The organism is Aeromicrobium phoceense, assembly GCF_013868155.1.
GTDB lineage: Bacteria > Actinomycetota > Actinomycetes > Propionibacteriales > Nocardioidaceae > Aeromicrobium > Aeromicrobium phoceense.
Genome location: NZ_JACEOG010000001.1, coordinates 865,442 through 890,166, shown reverse-complemented (window position 1 = coordinate 890,166; position 24,725 = coordinate 865,442). Strand labels below are relative to the sequence as shown.

The following is a 24,725-nucleotide window of genomic DNA, read 5'->3' as shown; positions in this document are numbered from 1 at the left end:
CATGGCACGAATGGCGGGGACCGCAGCGCTCGCGGAGAAGCTGCTGGATGTCGCCGTGGTGTCGACCACGTCGGTGGCCGGCGGCGACATCTGCACCACCACGCGGCTGCGGCTGACCGACGGCCGCTCCGCCATCATCAAGACCCGGCCCCAGGCCCCCGCGGGCTTCTTCACCACCGAGGCCGAGGGGCTGCGCCGCCTGCGCGCGGCCGGCGGGGTCAAGGTGCCCGAGGTCCTCGCGGCCGACGACGAGTGCATCATCCTGGCGTGGGTCGAGCCCACCAAGCCCTCGGTCGACCTGGCCGAGTCGTTCGGCCGCGGTCTCGCGGCCCTGCACGCCTCCGGCACCGGCGGGTTCGGCGCCGACCACGACGGCTGGATCGGCCTGGCGCCGCTGCCCAACCGTCCCTCCCCGACGTGGGAGGAGTTCTACGCGAGCCGCCGCGTGATGCCCTACGTCAAGGCCGCCGCCGACCGCGGCTCGCTCTCCCTCGAGCAGGCGCGCGTCATCGAGCAGGTCATGAAGCGGCTGCCCTCGCTCACGCCCGACCCCGAGCCCCCGTCGCTGCTGCACGGCGACCTCTGGTCGGGGAACCTCGTCTGGTCCAGCGAGGGCGTGCACCTGGTCGACCCGGCCGCGCACGGCGGTCACCGCGAGACCGACCTGGCGATGCTCGCCCTGTTCGGCGCACCCCACCTCCAGCGCATCCTCGACGCCTACCACGAGGCCGCGCCGCTGCAGGACGGCTGGCTCGACCGCGTGCCGCTGCACCAGCTGCACCCGCTGCTCGTCCACGCCGTGATGTTCGGCGGCGCCTACGGTGCCCGCGCGGCGGCCGCGGCCCAGAGCCTGCTCGACGGCGCGGCGTAGGGGCGGCCGGGCATGCGAATCCTCGTCGTCGACGACGACCGCGCGGTGCGTGACTCCCTGCGGCGGTCGCTGGAGTTCAACGGCTACACGGTGGAGGTCGCCGGCGACGGCGCCGAGGCCCTCGCCAAGGTGGCCCAGTCGGGCCCCGACGCGATCGTCATGGACGTGATGATGCCGCGGCTCGGCGGCCTCGACGCCACCCGCGCGCTACGCGCGGCCGGCAACGACGTGCCGATCCTCGTGCTGACCGCACGCGACGCCGTCAGCGACCGGGTCGACGGACTCGACGCCGGAGCGGACGACTACCTGACGAAGCCGTTCGCCCTCGAGGAGTTGCTGGCGCGCGTTCGCGCCCTGCTGCGACGGGGCGGCCGGGCGCGCGACGAGCTCGACGACGAGCCCGCGCTCACCTTCGCCGACCTCACGCTCGACCCGAACACCCGCGAGGTGCGGCGTGGCGAGCGCTCCATCTCGCTGACGCGCACCGAGTTCGCCCTGCTCGAGCTGTTCATGCAGCGCCCGAAGCGCGTGCTGGAGCGCTCGTTCATCCTCGAGGAGGTGTGGGGCTTCGACTTCCCGACCACCGCGAACTCGCTCGAGGTCTACGTCGGCTACGTGCGGCGCAAGCTCGAGGCCGAGGGCGAGTCCCGCCTGCTGCACACCGTCCGGGGCGTGGGCTACGTGCTGCGGGAGACGCCTCCGTGATGCTCGTCGATCGGGTCCACGCAGTCGCCCACACGCTGCTCGAGCCGATCACCAAGCGGCTGTCGCTGGCCGGCCGCGTCGCGCTGCTGACGACCGCGGCGGTGGCCACCGTCCTGACGATCATCAGCATCAGCATCTTCGTGCTCGTGCGCCAAGAGATCGTGGGCGCGCTGGACGACTCGATGCTGAAGCGGGCGAACCAAGCCGTGGACGCCGGGTACACGCCGCAGAACCTCACCCCCGACGAGGCCAACCTGCTGGCGTTCGCGGGCATCCAGCTGCTGTCGATCAAGAGCGGTGGCGGCGAGTTCCTGGTCCACTCCGACGACGCATTCCCGTACGACAACCGTGAGCGTGAGGTGGCGCTCGGCATCGAGGAGAACTCGGCGCGCACCGCCCACGTCGACGGCGTGACCTACCGCGTCGTGGCGGTCCAGGCCGGGCCCGGGCAGGCGTTCATGCTCGCGCAGTCGATGGAGTCCACCCGACGCGCCCTGGAGCGACTGACGGTCGTGCTGATCCTCTCCACCCTGTCGGGCATGATCCTGGCCGGCGTGGCGGGCTGGGCCGTGGCCAGCAACGGGCTGCGGCCCGTGCGGCGGCTCACCAGCGCCATCGAGCGGGTGGCGGTCACCCGCGAGCTGACGCCGATCCACGTGAGCGGCAAGGAGGACGAGCTGGCCCGGCTGACCCGCTCCTTCAACGCGATGCTGCTGGCCCTCGCCGACGCCCAGCGCCGCGAGCGCCAGTTGATCGCCGACGCCGGCCACGAGCTGCGCACCCCCCTCACGAGCCTGCGCACCAACATCGACCTGCTGCGCCAGGCCAGCAGCCAGCCCGAGCGGAAGCTCGACGCCACGGCCCACCGCGAGCTGCTGGACGACGTCGGTGCCCAGCTCGACGAGCTCACGACGCTCGTGAGCGACCTGACCGAGCTGGCCCGTGACGAGCCCCTGCACCGCGACCCCGAGCCGCTCGACCTCGCCGACGTGGTGCGGCGCGCGGTGGAGCGGGTCGAGCTGCGCGCCTCGAACGCCACCTTCGACGTGCTGCTCGAGCCCACCTGGATCATCGGCGACAGCCAGCTGCTCGAGCGCGCGGTGACCAATCTGCTCGACAACGCCGTGAAGTGGAGCCCGCCCGGCGGCACGGTGCGGGTCCGCCTGCACCACGGCGCCGTCACGGTGGCCGACGAGGGACCCGGCATCGCGGCGGAGGACCTGCCCCACGTCTTCGACCGCTTCTACCGCTCCACCGAGGCCCGCACGCTGCCCGGCTCCGGTCTCGGCCTGGCCATCGTGCGACGTGCCGCCGACCGCCACGGCGGCACCGTGGACGTGACCTCCGAGCCCGGGCGGGGTGCGACGTTCACGTTCAGCGTCCCCCTCGACGAGCCGTGACGGTCCGCGGCGTTCCAGACCTTTCTGGGCGCTCCTCCAGCCTGTTCACAAGCGATTCTCAGGTCCTCGCGGGAAGGTTGAACCATGACAGACCAGCGTGATCCGTACGCCGACCGCCCCTACGTGCCCCCGACGTCGCCGCACGAGCCGCACCAGCCCGCGCAGGCCGAGAGCGGCTGGCCGTTCTCCGAGCCGCGCGCCGAGGAGCGTCCGTCGTACGCCGACGCCCCCAGCTCGGACACCGAGCCCACCGTGGCCGTGAACGAGCCCACCCGCACCTTCGCCGGCGGCCCCGGCGACCCGGGCGGACCCACGACGCCGTTCTACGGGACCACCCCGGCGCCCCAGCCGCGCAAGAAGCGTCGCGCCGGTCGCCTGGTGGCCGCCGCCACCGGCATCGTCCTGCTGGCGGGCGCCTCCGCCGCTGGCGGCGCCGCGATCTACGACGCGATGCAGGACGACACGAGCACCGGCACCACGGTCACCGGCACGTCCCTCGACCGCCCGGCGTCCTCGTCGGGCTCGCAGAGCGACGTCTCCGCCGTCGCCACGGCCGTCCTGCCCGCCACGGTGAAGATCAACGTCACCGGTGGCGGCGAGTCGGGCACCGGCACCGGCGTCGTCATCAGCGAGGACGGCACCATCCTGACGAACAACCACGTCATCGAGGCCGCCGCCGACGGTGGCTCGATCACCGTCGCGTTCAACAACGGCAAGATCGCCAAGGCCGAGATCGTGGGCCGCGACGTCGCGACCGACGTCGCCGTCATCAAGGCCGAGGGCGTCAGCGACCTCCCGGCCGCGACCCTCGGCGACTCCAAGGACGTCAAGGTCGGCCAGACCGTCGTCGCGATCGGCTCGCCGTTCGGCCTGGAGTCCACCGTGACCACCGGCATCGTGTCCGCGCTGAACCGCCCGGTCTCCCCCGGCGACGGCTCCGACGGCGGAGCCACCACGTTCCCCGCGATCCAGACCGACGCCGCGATCAACCCGGGCAACTCCGGCGGTCCGCTGGTGAACCTCGAGGGCCAGGTCATCGGCATCAACTCGGCCATCAACACCGGCGGCAACGGCAACGGCTCGGTCGGTCTCGGCTTCGCCATCCCGGTCAACCTGGTGAACAACGTCGCCAAGCAGATCCTCGACGGTCAGACGGTCGAGCACGCCCAGATCGGCGTCCAGGTCCGCAACGCCACGGGCGACGACCAGGTAACCAGCATCGGCGCCGAGATCGGCGAGGTCACCTCCGGCAGCGCCGGCGAGAAGGCGGGCCTGAAGGCCGGCGACATCGTCACCCAGGTCGACGGCAACCCGGTCTCCAGCAACGACGCGCTCGTCGCGACGGTGCGCGGCTACAAGCCGGGCGACACGATCAAGCTGACCGTGCTGCGCGGCGACAAGACCCAGGAGATCGAGGTCGAGCTCGGCAGCGACGAGGGCGCCCTCGCTCGCCAGCAGAACTGAGCGTCAGCCCAGCAGCGCCTCGGTGAGATCGCGCAGGATGGCGTAGCCGTTCTGGGTGAGCACCGACTCGGCGTGGAACTGGATCCCGCGGTAGTGAGGCCCGGCCACCAGGTGGATGTCACCGGTGGCCGGGTCCGTCTGCACCGTCACGCCCTCGGGCAGGCCCGACTCCGGGACCCGGCCCACGAACGTGTTGTAGAAGCCCACGGTCTCGGTGCGATCCAGGACGGGAAGAGCGCTCTGGGTGCCCTGGAAGACGATGTCCTTGTAGCCCAGGTCGAGACCGAGCTCGTGGCACAGCGTCTGGTGGCCCAGGCAGATCGCCAGGAACGACTGGCCGCGGTCGAGCAGCCGGCGGGTGGCGGCCCGCAGGGTGGCGATCTTCGCGTCGTCGCCGTCACGCGGATCGCCCGGGCCCGGGCCGACCACCACGAGGTCGTGGCCGTCGAGCGCCGACTCGGTCCACTCGTCGTGGCGGATCACGTCGGTGGTCATGCCCATCACGCCGAAGACGTGGGACAGCATGTTGACGAAGTCGTCCTCGCCGTCGAGCACCACGACGCGCTTGCCCTCCAGTGCGGGCGTCGGGCGGGTGCCGGACTGGTCACTCAGCCAGAACTGGCTCAGCCGCTGGTTGCGTGAGCCGAGCGCGATGAGCACGTCGTCCTCGCGGGTGAAGGCGTCGAAGCCCTCCACCGGCTCGGGGGCGGCGGCCACCAGGCCGAATGCGCTGAGCACGCCGGACGCCTTGGCCCACGTCTCGCTCGTCTCGTACTCGGCGTCGGAGTCGCGCACGAGCGTGGCGCCCGCCGTGACCGTGAGGTTGCCCTCGAGGTCGACGTCGGCCGTGCGAATGAGGATGGGCGCGTCGAGGCGCGGCGTGCCGTTCTCGTCGCGCCCGACGAGGGCCGCCACGCTGGCGTAGTAGCCCCGGCCCTGCGGCTCGTACTGCTTGATCAGTCGGCAGGCGTTCTCGACCGGGCTGCCCGTGACCGTGGCGGCGAACATCGAGTCGCGCAGGATCTCGCGCGGGTCGCGATCCGTGCGGCCGGCCAGCAGGTACTCGGTGTGCACGAGGTGGCTCATCGGCTTGAGGTACGGGCCCAGGACCAGGCCACCCTCGTGGCACAGGTCGCACATCATCTTGAGCTCCTCGTCCACGACCATGAAGAGCTCGTAGATCTCCTTCTCGTCGGAGAGGAACTTCAGCAGCTCGCGCTTGCGGTCGGCGTGGGTCTCGAGACCGCGCATGCGGAACGTGCCGCTGATCGGGTTCATCCGCAGCTGGCCGTCGTCGAGGCTGACGTGCCGCTCGGGGCTGGCGCCGATGAGGTAGCGGTCGCCGGTGAAGATGCAGAAGGTCCAGAACGCGCCGCGCTCGCGCTCGAGCAGGCGGCGGAAGACGGCGAGCGCCTTCGTGTGGTCCCAGTCGGCGACGGTGGCGCGGTAGCGGCGACCGATGACGAGGTTCGCGCCCTCGCCCTGGCCGATCTCGTCGTCGATGATGCGGCGCACCATGGCCGCGTAGTCCTCGTCGGAGGTCTCGAAGCCGCCGCGGTCGGCGAGGTCGATGGGGCCGTCGGGCAGCACCTCGAGCAGGTCGGCGAGGGCGACGTCGTGGTTCGAGCGCGCCTCGATCACCGAGAGCGGCGTGCCGTCCTGGTGGGCCTCGAAGCCACGCTCGGCGACCTGCGCGAACGGCACGAGCACGAGGTGGTCCCACGCCGGTCCGGGGCCGTCGGCCAGCGGGATGTCCGCGAGCCGCTCGATGTCGGACCGGGGGCCGCCGATGAGCGCGACCCGGTCGGCCTCGCGTCCGCGGATCAGCGCGAACGCGGGCTGGGCCAGCACGTCGTCGAGGAGGTCTTGCGTCATCGTGGTCTTCTTCCCGCGGTCGGACGAGCAACGCCCAGACCGCCATGTGGGGGTCTGGGCGTGGGTACGTCGACAGTCCTCATCAGCGGAGGGGCCACCAGGTGCTGGTCGTCGACATGCGCACAGCGTAGCGGGCGCGCTCGCCGTCGAGTGCCCCATGGTCTCGATACACCGTCTCGCTGCGCTCGCCGGCACTCGACCACCGGCCTCGGCGATCGAGCAGCTGGCGAGCGAAGCGAGACGCGTATCGAGCTCACGCTCCCGTGGCCTCGACCAGCGGCCCGGTGATCGAGTAGCTGGCGAGCGAAGCGAGACGCGTATCGAGATCACGCTCCCGTGGCCTCGACCAGCGGCCCGGTGATCGAGTTGCTGGCGAGCGAAGCGAGAGGCGTATCGAGATCACGCTCGTGTGGTCTCGACACACCCGCTCCGGTGATCGAGTAGCTGGCGAGCGAAGCGAGACGCATATCGAGATCACGCTCCCGTGGTCTCGACCACCGGCCCCGGCGATCGAGTAGCTGGCGAGCGAAGCGAGACGCGTATCGAGATCAGGGTCAGCCGGCGGCGACCGGGACCGGCAGGGTCGTGTAGTCGCCGACGTCGATGACGCTGCCGGGCTTGAAGGTGACGATCTGCAGGCCGACCACGCGGCCGGCCTCGAAGGTCAGCACGGCCACCTGGGCGTCGCGGCGCAGCTTCGTGCCGAGCGCGAAGGCGTAGACCGCGCCGCCGGTGGAGCCGATCGAGACCTCGGTGGAGGTGCCGTTCGGGCCCTCGGTGCTGGTGGGGCCCACCTGACGGTGCAGGTGCCCGCTGATCGCCAGGTCGACGCAGCCCTGCGCCACGGCTTGCTTGGCCGACGCCGCGCTGTGGGTGGCCAGCAGGCTGACCTCGCCGTCCTCGCACGCCGCCTCGGCGAGAGCCTCGCTCTGGTCGGTGATCGCGGCGATGTTGTCGCCCTCGTTGCCGTTGTAGCCCGCGGTGAGGCCCGAGCTGCGCGGGTCGCTCTCGCCGAGCATGCGCACACCCTCGATCTCGGTGGGCTCGCCGTCGAGCACGGTGAAGTCGTTGCGCTCCATCTCGCGCCGGATGTAGCGGCCGGTGTCGTGGTTGCCCGCGACCGCGACGATCGGCAGGTCCTCGAAGGTCTCACGCAGCGACTTGATGCTGAAGGCCTCCCACGAGGCGCCGTTCGAGGTGTCGTCGCCGAGGTCCAGCACGAACGACGCGTCGGCGGCGCGAGCCACCTCGCGGGCGACCGGGTCCATGCCCACGTTGTTGTGGCGGTCGGTGACGACCAGCGCGGTGGTCTGGCCGTCCTCCGGCGCGCGCACCGGGACGTCCTTGGTCTTCTCGGCGAGTGCGGTGTAGAACTCCAGCGACTCCTCGTAGGTGTCGAGGGCGCCCTGCACGATCGCCTTGCTGGTGGCCGTCGCGGCACCGCGCGAGATCTCCACCTTCGCGAGCCGCGGCTCGTCGGGCAGCTCGGGGAACTCCTGGCGCAGCGGCACCCACGCGACCTCGCGCTTCGTGCCGGGGTCGGGCGCGTAGGCCATCACGGCGCCCAGCACCACGACGGCGAGCACGCCGCCGACGAGCGCAGTGCGCGGCTCGGGCGGCCACTGCTCGCGCAGCTCGCGCCGCCGGCGCGGGCCGACCGCCCACCAGCCGACGCCCACCACGACCATCGCGATGACTCCGGCGGCGACGCCGCGTTGCAGCGCCGCGAGGCCCATCTCAGTGATCTCCGACGTCATCGCCGCGATCTCGCCCTCGGGCTGGCTGGCGATCGCCGCGTCCTGGGCGAGCACCCGCTCGAGGTCGGTGTCGGGGCTGTCGCGCAGCACGACCTCGGCCCCGATGCCCAGCAGCGCGTCCGACGGCATGCGCAGCTCGGGCAGCAGCGGACCGGCCACGATCCTGACGTGCCCGTCGAAGGTGGGCCGCGCCGTGGCGTTGTGGGCACCGATCGTGACGGTGCGCTCGGTGTCGACGAACGTGGTCGCGGCGACGGGCACGGCGACGGCCAGCCCGACCAGCACGAGGCCGATCGCGGCGGGGAGTCGTCTCACCCGTCGACCCTATCGAGCCACGAACGGCTCGTACCGACGGTGACGAGGCCCTGCGTGGCGCGGGTGAGCACCACGTAGAGGGTGCGCCAGCCCGCCGCGGACTCGCCGACGACGCCGTCGGCGTCCACGAGCACGACGCCGTCGAACTCGAGTCCCTTGGTGTCGAGCGGGTCGAGCACACGGAGCCGGTCGTCGGCCGGCATCGCCTCCGCCAGCGCGGCGAGCCGGCTCGCGGGGGCGACCACGGCGACCGTGCCCTCCACCTGCTCCAGCATCTCGGTGGCCTCGGCGACGGCCCGCTCGACCAGCCGGTCGCCCTCGACGACCTCGTGGCGCGGGTCGACGCCGGTGCGACGCACGGCCTCGGCGAGGTCGGGATTCGCGATCGCCTGGCGGGCCACCTGTGCGGCGAACTCGTAGATCTCGGCGGAGTTGCGGTAGTTGGTGGACAGCCGGAACCGGTGGACGGGCATCGTGCCGAGCGCCTCGTCGCGCGCCGCGGCCGACTCGGCCGGGACGGGCCACGAGGACTGGGCCTCGTCGCCGACGATCGTCCAGCTGGCGGTGCGACCACGACGGCCGAGCATCCGCCACTGCATGGGCGAGAGGTCCTGCGCCTCGTCGACGAGCACGTGGGCGAAGCCCTCGTCGTCGATGCTGCCGGTGGCGTGAACCCGGTCCTCGCGCTCACGCTCCTCGAAGCTCATCATCTGCTTCGGCGTCGCCCAGTCGTCCTCGGTGCGGACCGGCGCCTCGCCCAGGAGGTGCCGCAGCTCGTCGATCAGCGGGATGTCCTCGATCGTGGGCTCATCGGCCCACTCGCGGCGCAGCACCTGCTGCTCGAACGAGGTGAACAGGTCGGAGGCCACCTCGCCGAGGCGGGACGGGACGGTGCGCCAGACCTCCACCGGGTCGAGCTCGGGCCACCACGCGTCGACGAAGGTCTCGAACGTCAGGTCGCCGTCGAGGTGGTCGGCGAACGCCTCCTCGCCGCGATCGAGCCCGCGGTCGCCGGTGACGCGCTCCCACAGCGCCTTCACGAGCTCCTCGCGCACGACTCCCAGCGTGGTGTTGGGCAGGCCGTTCGACAGCACCTTGCGCCGGATCCGCGCGAGGTCGGAGGCCTCGAGCACGAGCCGGTCGTCGCGGTAGAACAGGTCGAACCGGTTCGGCGTCCCCGGCTGCGGCGACTTGGCGATGCGGGCCAGCGCCTTGGCCATGTTGGCCGAGCCGAGCAGCGCGGCGGCCTCGGGCAACGCGTGCTGCGTGGCCCGGATCCCGTTGACGACCTCGCCGATCGAGCGCAGCACCACGCTGGTCTCGCCGAGACTGGGCAGCACGCGCTCGATGTAGTTCATGAAGACGCCGGACGGGCCGACGACGAGCACGCCACCGGACTCGAAGCGGCGCCGGTCGGTGTAGAGCAGGAAGGCCGCGCGGTGCAGCGCGACGACCGTCTTGCCGGTGCCGGGACCGCCGCCGATGATCGTGGCGCCGCGCGCGGGCGCGCGGATGGCCTCGTCCTGCTCCTTCTGGATCGTGGCCACGACCGAGTGCATCGAGCTGTCGCGGGCCCGGCTCAGGCTGGCCAGCAGCGCGCCCTCGCCGATCACGACCATGTCGTCCGGGGCCGCGTCGGCGTCGAGCAGCTCGTCCTCGATGCCGATCACGCGGTCGCCGCGGCAGCGCAGCACCCGACGGCGCACGACGCCGGCCGGGTCCTGCGCGGTGGCCTGGTAGAAGACGGCGGCGGCCGGTGCGCGCCAGTCGATGAGGATGATCTCGCGATCCTCGTCGCGCACGCCGATGCGGCCGATGTAGCGGGCGTCGCCGGTGCCGAGGTCGAGGCGACCGAACACGAGCCCGTCGTGGGCGGCGTGCAGGGCGCTCAGCCGGCGTGAGGCCTGGTAGACCATCGCGTCGCGCTCGACGAGTCCGCCCTCGTGGCCGATGTGCCCGCGCGCCAGCCCCTCGGCGACGAGGGACTTGGCCACCTTGGTGGACTCCTCCAGTCGCTCGTAGACCGTGTCGACATACGCCTGCTCGTGCTGGAGCTCGCGTTCATCGGGCGAGGGCTTGCTCATCGACGTCCTTCGGTGGCGTGGGGGAACTCTCCATTCTAGGCACCGGACACCAGCCGGTACGCCCCATCGCCACGCTTCGGGCTCAGTTGATGCGCAGGACCTTCGTCACCGTCCTCCCCGCGACCTTCGCGTCCCCCTCGTAGGTGATCGTGAACGTGTGCTGTCCCTTGGGCAGGTTCGACGCCGTGAGGACGGTGACGCCGAGGAACAGCCGCCCCTTCGCGACGGTCCTGTCCCCCAGGCGGACCGTGACGTTCCCGCTGGGCAACGTGCCCTTGGCGGACACCCCGACGGTGAACACCGCCGAGCGCCACAGGCCCAGCGCGCCCACCTTCACCGACGGTTGGAGCAGGACGGGTCCGGTCGTGGGCGCGGTGGTCGGCTCGACCGTCGGCTGGGTCGTCGGCTCGACGGTGGGCCCGGCCGTCGGCGTCGTGGTCGGAAGGGTGGTGGGCGGACTCGGCACGAACCCCAGCGCGATGCCACCGAGACGGTGGTCACCCGGGGCCAGGCACTGCAGCGAGGTGGGGATCAGGGTGTGGTCCGCCTTCTCCAGCGAGCCTCGCAGCGTGAACCGCTCAGGAACGCTCAGCCACAGCGGATCCAGGGGGTTTGCGTCGAGCCCCACCACGATCTCGGGCAGCTCGACCTGTCCACGCATCACCCACGGCACGTTCGCCTCCTGCGGCACCGGACCGCGCTCGACGAAGAGGCCACCGGCGGCCAGGGCCGTCTCGCCACCGGCGTTCTCCAGCTCCCACTCGGTGCCCGACGTGGTGGAGCCGTCGAACTGGCGGGCCCCGATCAGGTCGAAGACCGCGTCGCGCAGGATTTCGTCGACCGTCAGCGCGAACTTGGCCGAGCGGGGAGGCAGGGCCCACCCGGGCCGGCCGACGTCCTCATATTCCGCGCTCACGTCGGCGACCACGCGCTGGACGCCGAGGTCGATCCCACCGGTGTTCACCCGGCAGGCGTACTCGAAGGACCTCGAGAGCACTCCGGGACCGATCGGGGCGGGCCCGGCGGGGTCGGGGTAGGGGTTGCTCGTCGGGTCCGTCGGCTCCGTCGGGTCGGTCGGGTCCGTTGGCACGGGCGCGGTGGGCGGCGTCGGAGTCGTCGGGATCGTGGTGGGCGGATGGGTCGGGTACGTCCAGCCCTCCAGCGCTATGCCACCCACCCTTCTGTCGCCGGAGGCGGTGCAGTCCATCGTGGCCGGGATCGTGCTGTGGTCGGCCTTGCGGAACGTGCCGTCGAGCCTGAACTGGTCGGGTGCGTTCAGCCAGAGGCCTCCCGCGACGTCGCCCGGGACGGTGAGGGCCGGCAGCGCGACCTGTGCCCCGAAGTTCCAGACGCGGCCGGCTTCCTGCGGGATCCCGCTGCGCGGCGCGACGATGTCGCCGGCCTGCAGGGCGGTGGTCCGGTCCGCTGTCGTGAGCGACCACGCGCTGCCCTGCGAGGAGGCCTCGAACTCCCGGGCGCCCAGCAGCAGGGTCGTGCTCTGGCGGAGCAGCTCCTGCGGCCTCAGCACCAGCTCTGCCGGGCGGGCGGGAAGCACGTCACCGGGCGCTGCCACCTCGGGGTAGTCGACGGTCGCCCGGACGTCCACCCGCTGCACGCCCAGGCCGAGCCCCCCGGTGACGGTGGCGCACCAGTAGGTCACGGTCCTCGTCAGGGTTCCCCTGCAGGGCCGGGGACGAGGGGTCGGGAACGGGCCGAACGTCGGATCGGGGTGGGATCGGTCGGGTCGGGCGTCGGATCCGGCGTGGGGTCCGTCGTCGGATCGGGGTCGGGCGTGGGGTCCGTCGTGGGGTCGGGCGTGGGCGGGGTGGGATCCGTCGAGCCCTCGAGGGCGACTCCCCCGAGGACGCGGTCGGCCGGTGCCGTGCAGGTGAACTCGCCGTCGTGGGTCTCGCCGCTTGTCGTGTGCATCTGGCCCGCCAGGGTGAAGCGCTGGGGAAGACTCAGCCACAGCGCTCCCTCGGCGTCGTCGGGCACCGTCACCGCGGGCAGGTCGACCCGACCCGGCAGCCGCCACGACTCGTTCATCCCCTCGGGGACCGCTGCGCGGGGGAAGACGAGGTCCCCGGTGTCCCAGGCGGTGGCGCGGCCCGCCGTGGTGAGCGTCCAGTCGGCGTCGGCCGTCCCCTCGTAGGACGTGCCGTTGAGGAGGAGGTGGACCGACTGGCGCAGCAGCTCGGACAACTCGAGCTCGACCGAGGCAGAGCGCGGCGCGAGGACATCACCCGGCGCAGCCACCTCGGGGTAGTCCGCAGTCGCCCGGACGCTCACGGAGTGCGTTCCGAGGTTCAGGCCCCAGAAGATGCTCTCGCACTGGTAAGCGAAGGTCCGCTCGAGCTCGCCCGGCCCGACGGGCACCGAGGCAACCGGAGTCGACGTCGGCGCCGTGGTGGGGACCACGGTCGGATCGGTGGACTCGGCGAACGCCGGCGACGCGACGACGAGGGCGGCCACGAGGGCGCCGACCGACGTCGCGACCGCGACGGATGGAATGAAGCGTGGCATGACGGCCCCCTGGCTCCGCAGGCCCCCGAGCCCACCTGTCACTGTGAGTTACACACCGGAACCTACACGCGCAGGGCGCCTCCGAGAACCCCTCGCCGGCGGATGTATCAGGGCGTGGCCAGGCGGCTCGTGGGGGGCGTCGGCCGTTCGCGGCCGACGCAAGCGCCGCGCGGGCGCCGACCGCCAAACGGGGGTCGGCCGGCGCCCGCGGGTGCGTCCACCGATTCAGCGGGCCCGGTACGTGACCTTGAGCTTCTTCAGGTACGTGACCTTGCCCTTGCCGTCGAAGCCGCGGACCACGATCGTCCGCTTCGCCGACCGCAGGCCCTTGTCATACCGGACCTTGCGCACCACGCGGCCGTACGAGTCGGCCTTGCCGGTCACCATCTGGTGGCGCAGCGAGATCCGGTATCGCTGACCCGGGGCCAGGCCCTGGGCACGGACCGTGAAGGCCTGCGTGCCGCGAACGGTCAGGCGCGAGGCCGTGGCCTTCGCCGTCTCCTTGATCACGTTCGTCCGCAGGGTCGTCGACCACTCGGTGTGACCCGGCGCCGTGACGGTGATCCGTGCGCAGACCACGCGTCCGGACATGCCCGCGGTGACGCGGAACGAGCTCGCGACCTTCGACGGACCGCAGTCGGCCGCGGCGGGGGCGAAGCCCCACGTGGTGGTCGTCTTCGCACCCTCGGGCAGCGGGCCCGAGAGCAGCGACGCCGTCAGGGAGGCGCCGATCTTCGGGCTCGTGCTGCTGAGCACGCCCCGAATGACGGGCAGCGTGCCCCGCAGGACCGGGTGCTCGAGGAGGAACGTCCCGGAGAGGGACTCATAGCCCTCGGCCGTGACGCCCACCTCGACACACAGCACCTCGCCGACCTCAGCGGCCGTGGGCGTGAAGGAGTCCGACGTCGCACCCGAGATGGCGACACAGACCTCACCCTGCTGCACTCCCCACTGCCAGTGACCCTCGGCGCCCTCGGGCGCCTCGGACAGGTCGAGCGGCAGCGAGATCTCCTCGCCCACCGTCGGGCGAACCGTGCTGAACGCGGGCTCGTTCACCTGCAGCGAGCCCGAGCCGATCTCGACCTCGCCGGAGGTCGTCACGTCGGCGACGTACCCGCGGGCCGTGGACGTCACGGTGACCGAGAGGTCGTGACCGCGCTGCGCGCCCTTCGGCGTGTAGGTGGCGGCCGTGGCGCCCTCGATCGGCTCGCCGTCGAGCTTCCACTGGTAGGTGCGCTCGGCATCCGCCGGGTCGCCGCCGGTCACGGAGGCGGAGGCCTCCAAGCCGACCGCGGTCCAGCCCGGGATCGTCACCGTCGGCGACTCGCCGAAGGCACCGGCACCGACCTGGCCGACCACGAGGGTCGCCTTCGCGTCCTGGTGGTGCGGCGCGCTGATCTTGACGGTCACGCACAGCGTGTCCTCGAAGTCCTCGACGCCGGCGGTGAAGGTGGCCTCGTCGGCGCCCGCGATCGCGGTGCACTCGCCCTCGGCCTGCGTGCCCCACTGCCAGGCCGTGACCTCGGCGCCCGCGGGGGCATCGTCCAGGTCGACCGAGGCGGTCAGCGTCCCGTCCACGACCGGCGACTCGACGTCGACCGTCGGCTTCGGAGCCGTGAAGGTGCCCACCGTGCTGCCGTGAGCGGTCACGGTGAGCGTCATGTCCTCGTAGCCGGAGGCCTCGTAGGCCACGCGGGCGCAGAGCTGCGCGCCCGCGTCGCCGTCGACGACGGGGCGGGTCGTGCTGGCGGTGGCGTCCTCGGGAACCACGCAGACTGCCTCGTCGTCGAGGCGTCCCCAGCGGACGGTGCCCGAGGCGTCCTCGGGCAGCTTGGCCTCGTCCACCTCCAGCGTCAGGACGTCGCCCGTGGTGGGGGGCGTGGTCGGCGTGGAGTCGCCGATCGTGAAGGCACTGGCGTCCATGAGCTTGCCGGTGATCGCCTTCGTGGCCGTGGCGGTGCGGTCGCGCGGCTCACCCTCGGTGCCCTTCGCGGTCACGGCGACCGTGGCGGTCTTGCCCCGGTCGGCGGCGGTCGGCGTGAACGTGGCCTCCGTGGAGCGGACCTCAGTGCTGCCACTGACCGTCCACGCGTACGTCCACGAGGCCGGCTCGGGTGACGTCGAGGCCGTGACGGTCAGCTCGTCGCCGACCCGGCCTGATCCCTCGATCTGCGGGGTGAAGGCAGCGAACACCGGCTCCAGCTGGTGCTTCTGCACGCCCCGCTGGTTCAGGTTGGTCGTGTAGACGCTGCCGTCGTCGCCGAAGGCGATGCCAGCGGTGCCGTGGGAGTAGGGCGTGCCATCCCAGGTCCACGAGGAGACCGGGTCGCCGTCGGCCGTGAGCACGGACGCGCGCGAACTGTTGTACTCGCTGATGGCGATCCGGCCGTCCGCGTCGACGTCGACCTTCAGAGGGCCGTTCATCGGCTCGTCCCCGACGTGCGTCAGCGACGAGAGATAGGTGCCGTCGGTGGTGAACTTCTGCACGCGACTGTTGCCGTAGTCCGGCACGTAGACGATGCCCTCGTCGTCGACGTCGATGCCGTACGCGTGCATGATCTGTCCCGGGCCGGAGCCGTAGGCGCCCCACGAGTTCAGGTGGGCGCCCTCGGCGTTCAGCACCACGATGCGACCGGCGTTGTAGTCCGTGACGAAGATCTTCCCGGACGCGTCGACCGCGATGCCGTAGCCGCTGTACGACGTGTGGGAATGCACCTCGAACACCTGCGAGCCGTCCGAGGCGTACTTGGCGACGTTTCCGTTGCCCATGGTCACGTAGACCGCACCGACGTCGTCGACATCGATCCCGTAGGGGTGGCTGCTCAGCGCGAACGTGCGGAGGAACTCCCCGTCGGGCGTGTACACCTGCACCCGCGCGTGGTCGGTGTCGGCGACGTAGACGCTCCCGTCGGGGCCGACGGCCACGTCCCAGGAGTGGCCGACGACCTCCGCCTGGTCACCCGAGACGCCGAAGGTCTTGACGAAGGTCGCGTCGTCCGCTGCCTGGGCCGGACCGGCCACGAACACCAGGCCGGCGAGAGCGATGACGAGGGCGAGCAGCATCGACAGCGGTCGCGCGCGATGGGGCGTTGACGCGGGCGTCGTGTGACGGGAGTGGCGTGAGTTCACCAGTGGAACGTATGTGCCACTTTTCTCGTCGGTGGCCGAACGGCCACAAGTGGTCAGAAGTGACTACCGTTTCGCGCAACATCAGCCACTCCTGCGCCACTACGCTGACGTGGCCGCCATTTCGACGACGTAAGGAAGAACCGCATGCGCGTGCGCGTCATCGCCATCGCCGTGGCGACCGGACTGGTCCTCGCCCTGGCGCCCCTCGCGGCTCAGGCGGCATCGACCTACTCCGTGTCCCTCTCCATCAACGCCAGCAGGCCGACGGTCGGCACGAAGCTCAAGCTCTCCGGAACGGTCTCCGGTCCGCAGGCGGCCGGGAAGCAGCTGCTCGTGCAGCGCAAGGTCGGCAGCGGCGCGTGGAAGACGGTGGCGAAGGTGCGCACCACCGCGCGGCGCACCTACGCGGCACGGGTGAAGGTGACCACCGCCGGCCGGCAGTACGTGCGCGTCGTCGCGCCGAGGTCGTCGTCGGCAGGCGCCGGCACGAGTCCCGCCCGCCGCTACACGGGCTTCCGCTGGCTCGACCTGACGAAGCAGCGCCACGCCACGGGTGGTGAGCCCGTGAACGGCCCCGTCACCATCGCGGGGAAGCGGTACCGCAAGGCCTTCACGTTCCGCGACTCCGGCGTCTACTTCAACACCGGCGGGAAGTGCACGACGCTCCGCGGCTCGGTCGGCACGCCGGACAACGCCGCCGGCCGCCTCGTGGTCCTCACGGCCGCCAACGCCGACTTCGACGACGAGCGCGAGTACCACGCCCACGCCGCGGCCGGTGCCGCTCCGAAGGCGGTCAGCTACCCCGTCACGGGCCGGAAGGTGGTCGCGTTCGGCGACGACAACAGCCGGAAGCGCGTCTCGATGGTCGCGCCGAAGCTGCGCTGCTCGGTCAACGCCCTGCCGAGGATGGTCCTGCCCTCGCTCTGAGTCTGGACGAACCGCCTCGCTTGGGTCGATTCACGTACCACCAGCCACTCCAGCCACTACGCTGGCCGGGCCGAATCCCCCGAACCGAAGGACCGTCCCATGCGCCTGCGCGCTCTCGCCCTCGCCACGGCCACCGGCCTGGTGCTCACCCTGGCACCGGCCACCGCGGCCGAGGCGGCCAGGAAGCCGGCCTACAAGGTCTCGATCTCCACCAGCACGGCCAACCCGACCGTCGGCGCGACCGTCAAGGTCACCGGCAAGGTCAAGGGACCCAAGGCCGCGAAGAAGCGCCTGCTCGTCCAGCGCAAGGTCGGCGCCGGCCGCTGGACGACCGTCGCCAAGGTCCGCACCACGAAGAGCCGCAAGTACGCCGTGCGCGTCAAGGTCAGGACCGCCGGGAAGCACTCGCTGCGCGTCGTGGCGCCGAAGTCCTCGAAGGCCCGCGCCGGCAGCAGCCGGGTCCGCGGCTTCACCGGATGGCGCTGGATCGACCTGACCACGCAGGGCCACGCCGACGAGGGCACGAACTCGGTCGGCTCCGTCAGCATCGCCGGCCGGACGTACCCGAAGGCCATCCGCTTCTCGGGCGGGCGCTACTTCAGGACGAACGGCGCCTGCAGCACCTTCCGCACGAGCGTCGGCGTTCCCGACACCGAGAGCTTCGACGGCGGCCTGAGCTTCCTCGAGTTCAAGAAGGCCGACCTCTCCGACGAGCCGACCATCATCGAGCTCGATGTCCGGCAGGACGCGGCCCCGCTGCCGCTGCGCACGTCCGTCGCGGGATCCCAAGTGATCGCGTTCGGCGGAGGCTCCGTCGCCGCCGTGTCGCCGCAGGTGCTGTGCCGGACGAACTCGCTCCCGTCCTTCGCGCTTCCGCGCTGACACCGCGACGAACGCCCCTCCCTGCCGGGGAGGGGCGTTCGTCGTTCAGCGGGGGCGGGACAGGAACGCGAGCATCGCCTCGCGCGCCTCGTCGCTGCCGAACAGCTGAGCCGACTGCTGGGCCACCTGGTCGCCGAGTGCGTCGATGCGCGCCACGAGGTCGTGGTTGAGCAGGGCCTTCGTCTCGCGGAACCCCTGCGGGTAGCCCTGCTCGAGGTCGGCGAGCACCGCTTCCAGTCCGGCGTCGAGCCCGTCGTCCTCCACGACCCGCGTGACCAGGCCGATGCGCTGGGCCTCCGCCGCGTCGAACTTCCGGCCGGTGAGGAAGAGGTCGGATGCCGCTCGCGGCGCGAGTCGCGGCAGCAGCGACAGGCTGATGACGGCCGGCGCGAGCGCCAGCCGGACCTCGGTCAGCGCGAACGTGACCGACGCCGTGGCGAGCACGATGTCGGCGGCGCCCACGAGCCCCAGGCCGCCCGCGCGGACCGGGCCGCCCAGCACGACCACGACGGGCTTGGCGCTCGTCGCGATGCGGCGCTGCAGGTCGACCAGGGCGCTGGCGCCCTCCTGCATCGCCCCCTCCGCGGCCTCGGACAGGTCGGCGCCCGAGCAGAACACCCGGTGGGCCGAGCGCAGCACGATCACCTTGGCGTCGGCGTCGGCCTCCGCGGTGCCCAGGTGCGCCCCCAGCTCCGTCACGAGCTGGCGGCTGAGCGCGTTGCGGTTGTGCTCGCTGTCGAGCGTGATCGTCGCGACGCCGTCGGCGACGTCCAGATGGACGAGTTCGGTCATGGTGCTCCGTTCCGCTGCGGTGGTTTCGATACGCGGCTCGTGCCTCGCCCGCTACTCAACCACCGGGCCCGGTGATCGAGTGGACTGTCGAGATCAGTAGGACTTCGGCAGGCCCAGCGAGAACTGGGCGACGAAGTTGAGGGCCATCTGCTTGCTGACGGGCGCGATGTTCGACAGTCGCGACGAGGCGAGCGCCTGCACCAGACCGTACTCGTTCGCCAGGCCGTTGCCGCCGTGCGTCTGGATGGCGGTGTCGACGGCCTTCGCGGCAGCGTCGCCGGCGGCGACCTTGGCCATGTTGGCCGCCTCGCCCGCACCCATCAGGTCGCCCGCGGCGTAGAGCGCCGCGGCCTTCTGGGTGAGCAGACGCGTCATCTCGATGTCGATGTGCAGCTGCGCGAGCGGGTGGGCGATGGCCTGGTGCGCGCCGATCGGCTTGCCCCAGACGTCGCGCTCCTTGGCGTAGGCGACGGCCTTGTTCAGCGCCCAGCGCGCGGTACCCGTGCCCATGGACGCGGCCATGATCCGCTCGGGGTTCAGGCCCGCGAACAGCTGCTCGAGGCCGGCGTCCTCACTGCCGACCAACGCATCGGCCGGCAGCCTGATGTCGTCGAAGAACAGCGTGAACTGCTTCTCCGGGCTGGTGAGGCCCATGTCGATCTCCTGGGCGCTGAAGCCCTCGGCGTCGGTGGGCACCATGAACAGCGCGGGCTTGAGCTTGCCGCTCTTCGAGTCGGCCATGCGGCCCACGACCAGCACGTGGCTGGCCTCGTCCACGCCCGAGATGTAGGTCTTGCCGCCCTTGAGGATCCAGCCGTCCTCGGACTTCGTGGCCGTCGTGACCAGGTGGTGCGAGTTCGACCCGGCGTCCGGCTCGGTGATGCTGAACGCGTAGGTCGCGGTGCCGTCGGCCAGGCCGGGCAGCCAGCGCTGCTTCTGCTCCTGCGTCCCGTACTGGGCGATGACCGTGCCGACGATCGCGGGCGAGACCACCATCAGCAGCAGCGGGCAGCCGGCGATCGCCAGCTCCTCGCAGACCGCGGCGAGGTCGCCGATGTCACCACCCCCGCCGCCGAACTCCTCGGGGATCGAGACGCCGAGGTAGCCGAGCTTCCCGGCCTCCGACCACAGCTCCGTGGTCTTGCGGCCCTCCTTCGCGGCGTCGTAGAAGTAGTGCTCGCCGTACTTGGCGCCGAGCGCCGCGACCGCCTTGCGCAGCTCGCGCCGCTCCTCGGACTCCGTGAAGTTGCTCATTCGGTCTCCTCCTCGATGACGGCGAGGACCGCTCCGGCCTCGACCTGTTGCCCGACGCTCACGGCCAGGCCGCTGACGACGCCGTCGGAGGGCGCCGCGATCGTGTGCTGCATCTTCATCGCCTCGAGGACGACCACGGGGTCGCCCTTCGCGACGCGATCGCCGTCGGCGACCTTCACCGCCGTGACCGCCGCCGGCATGGGCGCCAGCAGCGAGCCCTCGGCCACCACGTCCGCCGGGTCGACGAAGCGGGGCACGGGGACGAGGCTCGTCGAGCCGTCCGGGCCGTCCACGTCGACGTGGCCCGGCGCCACCGCGACGCGGTAGCGGCGGGTGACGCCCTCGACCTCGAGCATGATCTCGACGGTGGAGCCGTCGACCGCGACGGAGACGACGTCGGCGCCGTCGACCACCAGGCGACCCTGGGCGCTGCGGTACGCGACGGGCTCGTGGCCCTCGTACTCGCGCGTGAGGGGCTGACTGGGCACGTTGCGGAAGCCGGCGGGGATGCGGGACAGCACCCTCGCCGAGGAGGCCGCGAGCGTGGCCTCGGCCAGCGCGGCAGCGACCGGTACCAGCGAGTCCGGCGTCTCGGCACCGAACCAGTCGTCGGCGTGCTCCTCCAGCATCGAGGTCCACAGGTCGGCGTCCCGCACCTGCGGCGCCTCGAGGATCTGCCGCAGCGCCGACCGGTTCGTCGTGACGCCGTGCACGCGGGACCGACGCAGTGCATCGACCAGCGTGCGCAGGGCCGTGGCCCGGTCGGGACCGTGGGCGATGACCTTGGCGATCATCGCGTCGTAGTGGATGCCCACGACGCTGCCCACCTCGACGGCCGAGTCGACGCGCACCGAGTCGGGGAAGTCGAACGCGCGAATCGTGCCGGTCTGGGGGGACCAGTCCTCGGCGGGGTCCTCGGCGTAGAGCCGGACCTCGATCGCGTGACCGTTCGGCTCACGGACCGTCCCGGTGAGGGCTCCACCCTCGGCGATGCGGATCTGCTCCGCGACCAGGTCGAGCCCGTGCACCTCCTCGGTGACCGGGTGCTCCACCTGCAGGCGGGTGTTCATCTCGAGGAAGAACACGCGGTCGCCGTCGACGAGGAACTCCACGGTGCCGGCGCCGCGGTAGCTCACGGCCTTCGCGGCCTCGCGGGCGGCGATGTGCAGCGTCGTCCGGGCGCGGTCGGAGAGCCCGGGCGCCGGCGCCTCCTCCACGACCTTCTGGTGGCGGCGCTGGATCGAGCAGTCGCGATCGCCGACGGCCCACACCGTGCCGTGGGTGTCCGCGAGGATCTGCACCTCGACGTGACGGGCCCGGGGCAGGTAGGGCTCGACGAACACCGTGCCGTCGCCGAACGCGGACTCGGCCTCCGCCCGGGCCTTCGCGAGCTCGGCGTCGAGGTCGTCGAGCTGCTCCACGACGCGCATGCCGCGACCACCGCCGCCGGCACTGGCCTTGACGAGCAGCGGCAGCTCGCCGGGGGTGACGCCGTCGAGGTCGACCGCGAGGATCGGCACGCCCGCGGCGGCCATGATCTCCTTCGCGCGGATCTTGCTGCCCATCTGGTCGATGGACTCCGGGCTCGGCCCGATCCAGACCAGCCCGGCGCTCTCCACGTCCCGGGCGAACCCGGCGTTCTCGGACAGGAAGCCGTAGCCGGGGTGGATCGCGTCCGCGCCACTGCGGCGGGCCGCCTCGATCACGAGGTCGCCGCGCAGGTACGTGTCCGAGGGGGCGCTGCCGGGCAGCCGCACCGACACGTCGGCCTCGGCCACGAAGGGCATCCCGGCGTCGGCGTCGGAGTACACCGCCACCGTCTCGATGCCGAGGTCGCGGCACGTGCGGAAGATCCGCCGCGCGATCTCGCCGCGGTTGGCGACCAGGACTCTCTTGATGGTCATGCGGTGGCTCCAGTTCGGTGATCGAGTGCCGCGGCGAGCGCAGCGAGACGCGGCGTATCGAGATCGGGCGATGCGCTCACAGGCGGAACACCCCGTAGCCGCGGGCGCCCTCGACGGGTGCGTTGGCGATCGCGGACAGGCAGATGCCCAGGATGGTGCGGGTGTCGCGCGGGTCGATGACCCCGTCGTCGTAGCCCAGGCCGCTGGTGAAGTAGGCCAGCGACTGCTCCTCGATCTGGGCCTCGACGAGGTCCTTGATGCCCTGGAATCCCTCGGCGTCGAACGGGATGCCCTTCGACTCCGACGACTGGCGCGCGACGATCTCCATCACGCCCGCCAGCTGCGCCGGGCCCATCACGGCCGATTTCGCGCCCGTCCAGCTGAACATGAAGCGCGGGTCGTACGCGCGGCCGCTCATGCCGTAGTGGCCCGCGCCGTAGGACGCGCCCATCACGATCGAGATGTGCGGCACCTTGCTGTTCGAGACCGCGTTGATCATCTGGGCGCCGTGCTTGATGATGCCGCCCTGCTCGTACTCCGCGCCGACCATGTAGCCGGTGGTGTTGTGCAGGAACAGCAGTGGCGTGTCGGTCTGGTTCGCCAGCTGGATGAACTGCGCGGCCTTCTGCGCCTCCTGGCTGAACAGCACGCCCTGCGCGTTGGCCAGGATGCCGATCGGGTAGCCGTGCAGCTGCGCGAAGCCGGTGACGAGGCTCTGGCCGTACAGCGGCTTGAACTCGTCGAACTCGCTGCCGTCGACGAGCCGCGCGATGACCTCGCGCGGGTCGAACGGCACCTTGAGGTCGGTCGGGACGATGCCCAGCAGCTCCTCGGCGTCGAGCACCGGCTCGTCGTAGACGGAGGCCGGCACGGGGCCGGCCTTGCGCCAGTTGATGCGCCGGATGATCTGGCGGCCGAGGCGGATCGCGTCGCGCTCGTCCACGGCGAGGTAGTCGGCCAAGCCGGACTGCTTCGCGTGCATCTGCGCGCCGCCGAGCGACTCGTCGTCGGACTCCTCGCCCGTGGCCATCTTCACCAGCGGCGGACCGCCGAGGAAGACCTTCGCGCCACCGTCGACCATGACGACGTAGTCGCTCATGCCTGGCACGTAGGCGCCGCCGGCCGTGGAGTTGCCGAAGACGAGGGCCACCGTCGGGCGGCGGTCCTCGCTGGCCTGCGTGATGTTGCGGAAGCTGGCGCCGCCCGGGATGAAGATGTCCTTCTGCGTCGGGAGGTCGGCGCCGCCGGACTCCACGAGGTTGATCGTGGGCAGCCGGTTCTCGGCCGCGACCTGCGCCGCGCGGAAGCCCTTCTTGACCGTGACGGGGTTCGACGAGCCGCCCTTCACCGTGGGGTCGTTCGCGATGATCATGCACTCGACGCCCTCGACGACGCCGATGCCCGTGATGATCGAGCCGCCGACCGTGAAGTCGGTGCCCCAGCCGGCCAGGGCGCCCAGCTCGAGGAACGGCGAGTCCTGGTCGACAAGCAGCTCGATGCGCTCCCGGGCGGTCAGCTTGCCGCGGCCGTGGTGACGGGCGACGTACTTCTCGCCGCCGCCGGCCAGCGCCTTCGCGTGCTGCTCGGCGAGGTCGGCGACGCGCGCGAGCGCCGCCTCCCGGTTCTCGGCGTACGCGCCCGTCGTCGGGTCGACGGCGGTCCTGACTGCGCTCATGACGCCACCGCCGTGGAGAAGCAGAAACGGTACGACGGCGTCGTCATTCGATGCCCAACTTTCGCTCGCTGGCGCTCGCTCATGCGCTGTCCTTCCACTGCAGGTCGACAGGGGTGTCGAGGTGGTCGATGAAGGCGGCGGCATCGGCGTGGATGCGGTCGCGGTCGGAGGGTTCGAGAGGTCGCACGGGGGTGATCTCGAAGAGGCCCGGGCCGTCCTTGCGCTTCGCCTTGAGGCTGCGCCAGGTGGCCGCGACGACGCCGTCGAGCAGGACGAGGTTGCCGCCCCAGACGTCGATCGTGCCGCGCTCCGCGATGGGCACCTCGTAGTGCGAGCGGTCGGCGTAGGCGATGACGAGCTCGTCGAACAGGCTCAGGATGAGCGCCGTGCCGTCGGAGGAGGCCGGCGCGACGGGCTCGACCTCCGCCACCTCGTAGGCGCGCTTCGCGTCGGAGACGGTGATCCCGGCCCACCACGCGAAGTCGTGCGCCGTGGCGGGGGCGTGGCCGGCGAGGTACATCGTGGCCAGCCGCACGAGCGCCTCCTCGCGGTCGAGCTCGACCGTGGGGATGCGGGACGCGTACGGGACGAAGGTGTCCCAGTGACCTCGACGCGGGCCGGTGGTGACCACCTTGTCGAGCTCGGCGCTGACGGTGACGTGCCCGAGGGCCTGACCCTTGAGCTCGACCCCGCGCAGGGCGAGCGCCTCGCCGATCTCCTTGCGGGTCAGCGGCGCCTCCGCCGCCTCGACGATCTCGCCGACCATCGCGACGAGGCGGTCGCGGTCCTCGAGCAGTCCGGTCGTGCGCAGCTGCGGGCGCGACTGCGCCCGGATGCGGTCGGCAGTGAGGTCGAGCATCCAGTCGAGGTCCTGCGTGCGGACCACGTGCCAGGTCGGACGCAGCACGTGGTGGCGCACGAGGTCGCCCTCCGCGATCTCGGCCGCGATGGCCTCCCGCGCGGGGCGGTCCTGCGTGCGGCGCGCGAGCGACCACAGCGAGTCCTCGAACTCCTGGAACTGCACCGCACCCAGCGTGCTGACGCACGAGATCAGGTCGGGGAACGGCTCACCGATCAGCCGCTGGCGTGCCATCCGCTCGCCGCGGACCTGTGCTGGGCTCATGACCGCCACCCCTCTCCACTTGTGGAGAGCGTTGCACCGTCTGCG

General features: G+C 71.7%; 17 protein-coding genes. 6 read left to right on the top strand and 11 right to left on the bottom strand.

The window, feature by feature from the left end; all coding sequences use genetic code 11:
• The first annotated feature begins 1 nt into the window (after position 1).
• From H1W00_RS04225 to H1W00_RS04210, 4 genes are all read left to right on the top strand, one after another.
• Positions 2-871, top strand: a complete 870-nt coding sequence (locus H1W00_RS04225) for a fructosamine kinase family protein (RefSeq protein WP_181753895.1) — start codon at positions 2-4, stop codon at positions 869-871.
• 12 nt (positions 872-883) lie between these two features.
• A complete protein-coding gene (locus H1W00_RS04220) occupies positions 884-1,576 on the top strand; it encodes a response regulator transcription factor (RefSeq protein WP_078699795.1) in 693 nt (230 codons plus the stop codon).
• Positions 1,576-2,976: a sensor histidine kinase gene (locus tag H1W00_RS04215; protein ID WP_206680039.1), complete on the top strand. Its 1,401-nt coding sequence runs from the start codon at positions 1,576-1,578 to the stop codon at positions 2,974-2,976. The genes H1W00_RS04220 and H1W00_RS04215 overlap by 1 nt, the downstream gene beginning before the upstream one ends.
• Positions 2,977-3,060: 84 nt before the next feature.
• A complete protein-coding gene (locus H1W00_RS04210; RefSeq protein WP_181753892.1) occupies positions 3,061-4,440 on the top strand; it encodes a S1C family serine protease in 1,380 nt (459 codons plus the stop codon).
• Between the two features lie 3 nt (positions 4,441-4,443).
• On the opposite strand, the gene H1W00_RS04205 is transcribed toward H1W00_RS04210, so the two are convergent.
• The 6 genes from H1W00_RS04205 to H1W00_RS04180 all read right to left on the bottom strand — a co-directional run bounded on the left by H1W00_RS04205 (position 4,444) and on the right by H1W00_RS04180 (position 16,123).
• On the bottom strand, positions 4,444-6,315 hold the full coding sequence (locus tag H1W00_RS04205; protein WP_181753890.1) for an anthranilate synthase family protein: 1,872 nt from the start codon (positions 6,313-6,315) through the stop codon (positions 4,444-4,446).
• A 554-nt stretch (positions 6,316-6,869) separates the two neighbouring features.
• Positions 6,870-8,387, bottom strand: a complete 1,518-nt coding sequence (locus H1W00_RS16425; RefSeq protein ID WP_181753888.1) for a metallophosphoesterase family protein — start codon at positions 8,385-8,387, stop codon at positions 6,870-6,872.
• A complete protein-coding gene (locus H1W00_RS04195; protein WP_181753886.1) occupies positions 8,384-10,471 on the bottom strand; it encodes a HelD family protein in 2,088 nt (695 codons plus the stop codon). Before H1W00_RS04195 ends, H1W00_RS16425 begins: the two co-directional genes overlap by 4 nt.
• An 82-nt stretch (positions 10,472-10,553) precedes the next feature.
• A complete protein-coding gene (locus H1W00_RS04190; protein ID WP_181753884.1) occupies positions 10,554-12,131 on the bottom strand; it encodes an Ig-like domain-containing protein in 1,578 nt (525 codons plus the stop codon).
• A gap of 8 nt (positions 12,132-12,139) precedes the next feature.
• Positions 12,140-12,994, bottom strand: a complete 855-nt coding sequence (locus H1W00_RS04185; protein ID WP_181753882.1) for a DUF6801 domain-containing protein — start codon at positions 12,992-12,994, stop codon at positions 12,140-12,142.
• 225 nt (positions 12,995-13,219) lie between these two features.
• On the bottom strand, positions 13,220-16,123 hold the full coding sequence (locus H1W00_RS04180) for an NHL repeat-containing protein (protein WP_181753880.1): 2,904 nt from the start codon (positions 16,121-16,123) through the stop codon (positions 13,220-13,222).
• A 144-nt stretch (positions 16,124-16,267) separates the two neighbouring features.
• Here H1W00_RS04180 and H1W00_RS04175 point away from each other — a divergent pair, with 144 nt between their 5' ends.
• Positions 16,268-17,050, top strand: coding sequence for a hypothetical protein (locus tag H1W00_RS04175; RefSeq protein ID WP_181753878.1), 783 nt, complete (start codon positions 16,268-16,270; stop codon positions 17,048-17,050).
• Positions 17,051-17,149: 99 nt separating this feature from the next.
• Entirely contained in the window at positions 17,150-17,932 is a 783-nt protein-coding gene (locus tag H1W00_RS04170; protein ID WP_181753876.1) for a hypothetical protein, read from the top strand.
• Between the two features lie 45 nt (positions 17,933-17,977).
• On the opposite strand, the gene H1W00_RS04165 is transcribed toward H1W00_RS04170, so the two are convergent.
• From H1W00_RS04165 to H1W00_RS04145, 5 genes are all read right to left on the bottom strand, one after another.
• Entirely contained in the window at positions 17,978-18,724 is a 747-nt protein-coding gene (locus H1W00_RS04165) for an enoyl-CoA hydratase-related protein (protein WP_181753874.1), read from the bottom strand.
• 93 nt (positions 18,725-18,817) lie between these two features.
• Positions 18,818-19,978: an acyl-CoA dehydrogenase family protein gene (locus H1W00_RS04160; protein ID WP_181753872.1), complete on the bottom strand. Its 1,161-nt coding sequence runs from the start codon at positions 19,976-19,978 to the stop codon at positions 18,818-18,820.
• Positions 19,975-21,882, bottom strand: coding sequence for an ATP-binding protein (locus tag H1W00_RS04155; protein WP_181753870.1), 1,908 nt, complete (start codon positions 21,880-21,882; stop codon positions 19,975-19,977). The genes H1W00_RS04160 and H1W00_RS04155 overlap by 4 nt, the downstream gene beginning before the upstream one ends.
• 76 nt (positions 21,883-21,958) lie before the next feature.
• Entirely contained in the window at positions 21,959-23,557 is a 1,599-nt protein-coding gene (locus H1W00_RS04150) for an acyl-CoA carboxylase subunit beta (protein ID WP_181753868.1), read from the bottom strand.
• A gap of 79 nt (positions 23,558-23,636) precedes the next feature.
• A complete protein-coding gene (locus H1W00_RS04145) occupies positions 23,637-24,680 on the bottom strand; it encodes a winged helix DNA-binding domain-containing protein (RefSeq protein ID WP_181753866.1) in 1,044 nt (347 codons plus the stop codon).
• Positions 24,681-24,725 lie beyond the last annotated feature (45 nt).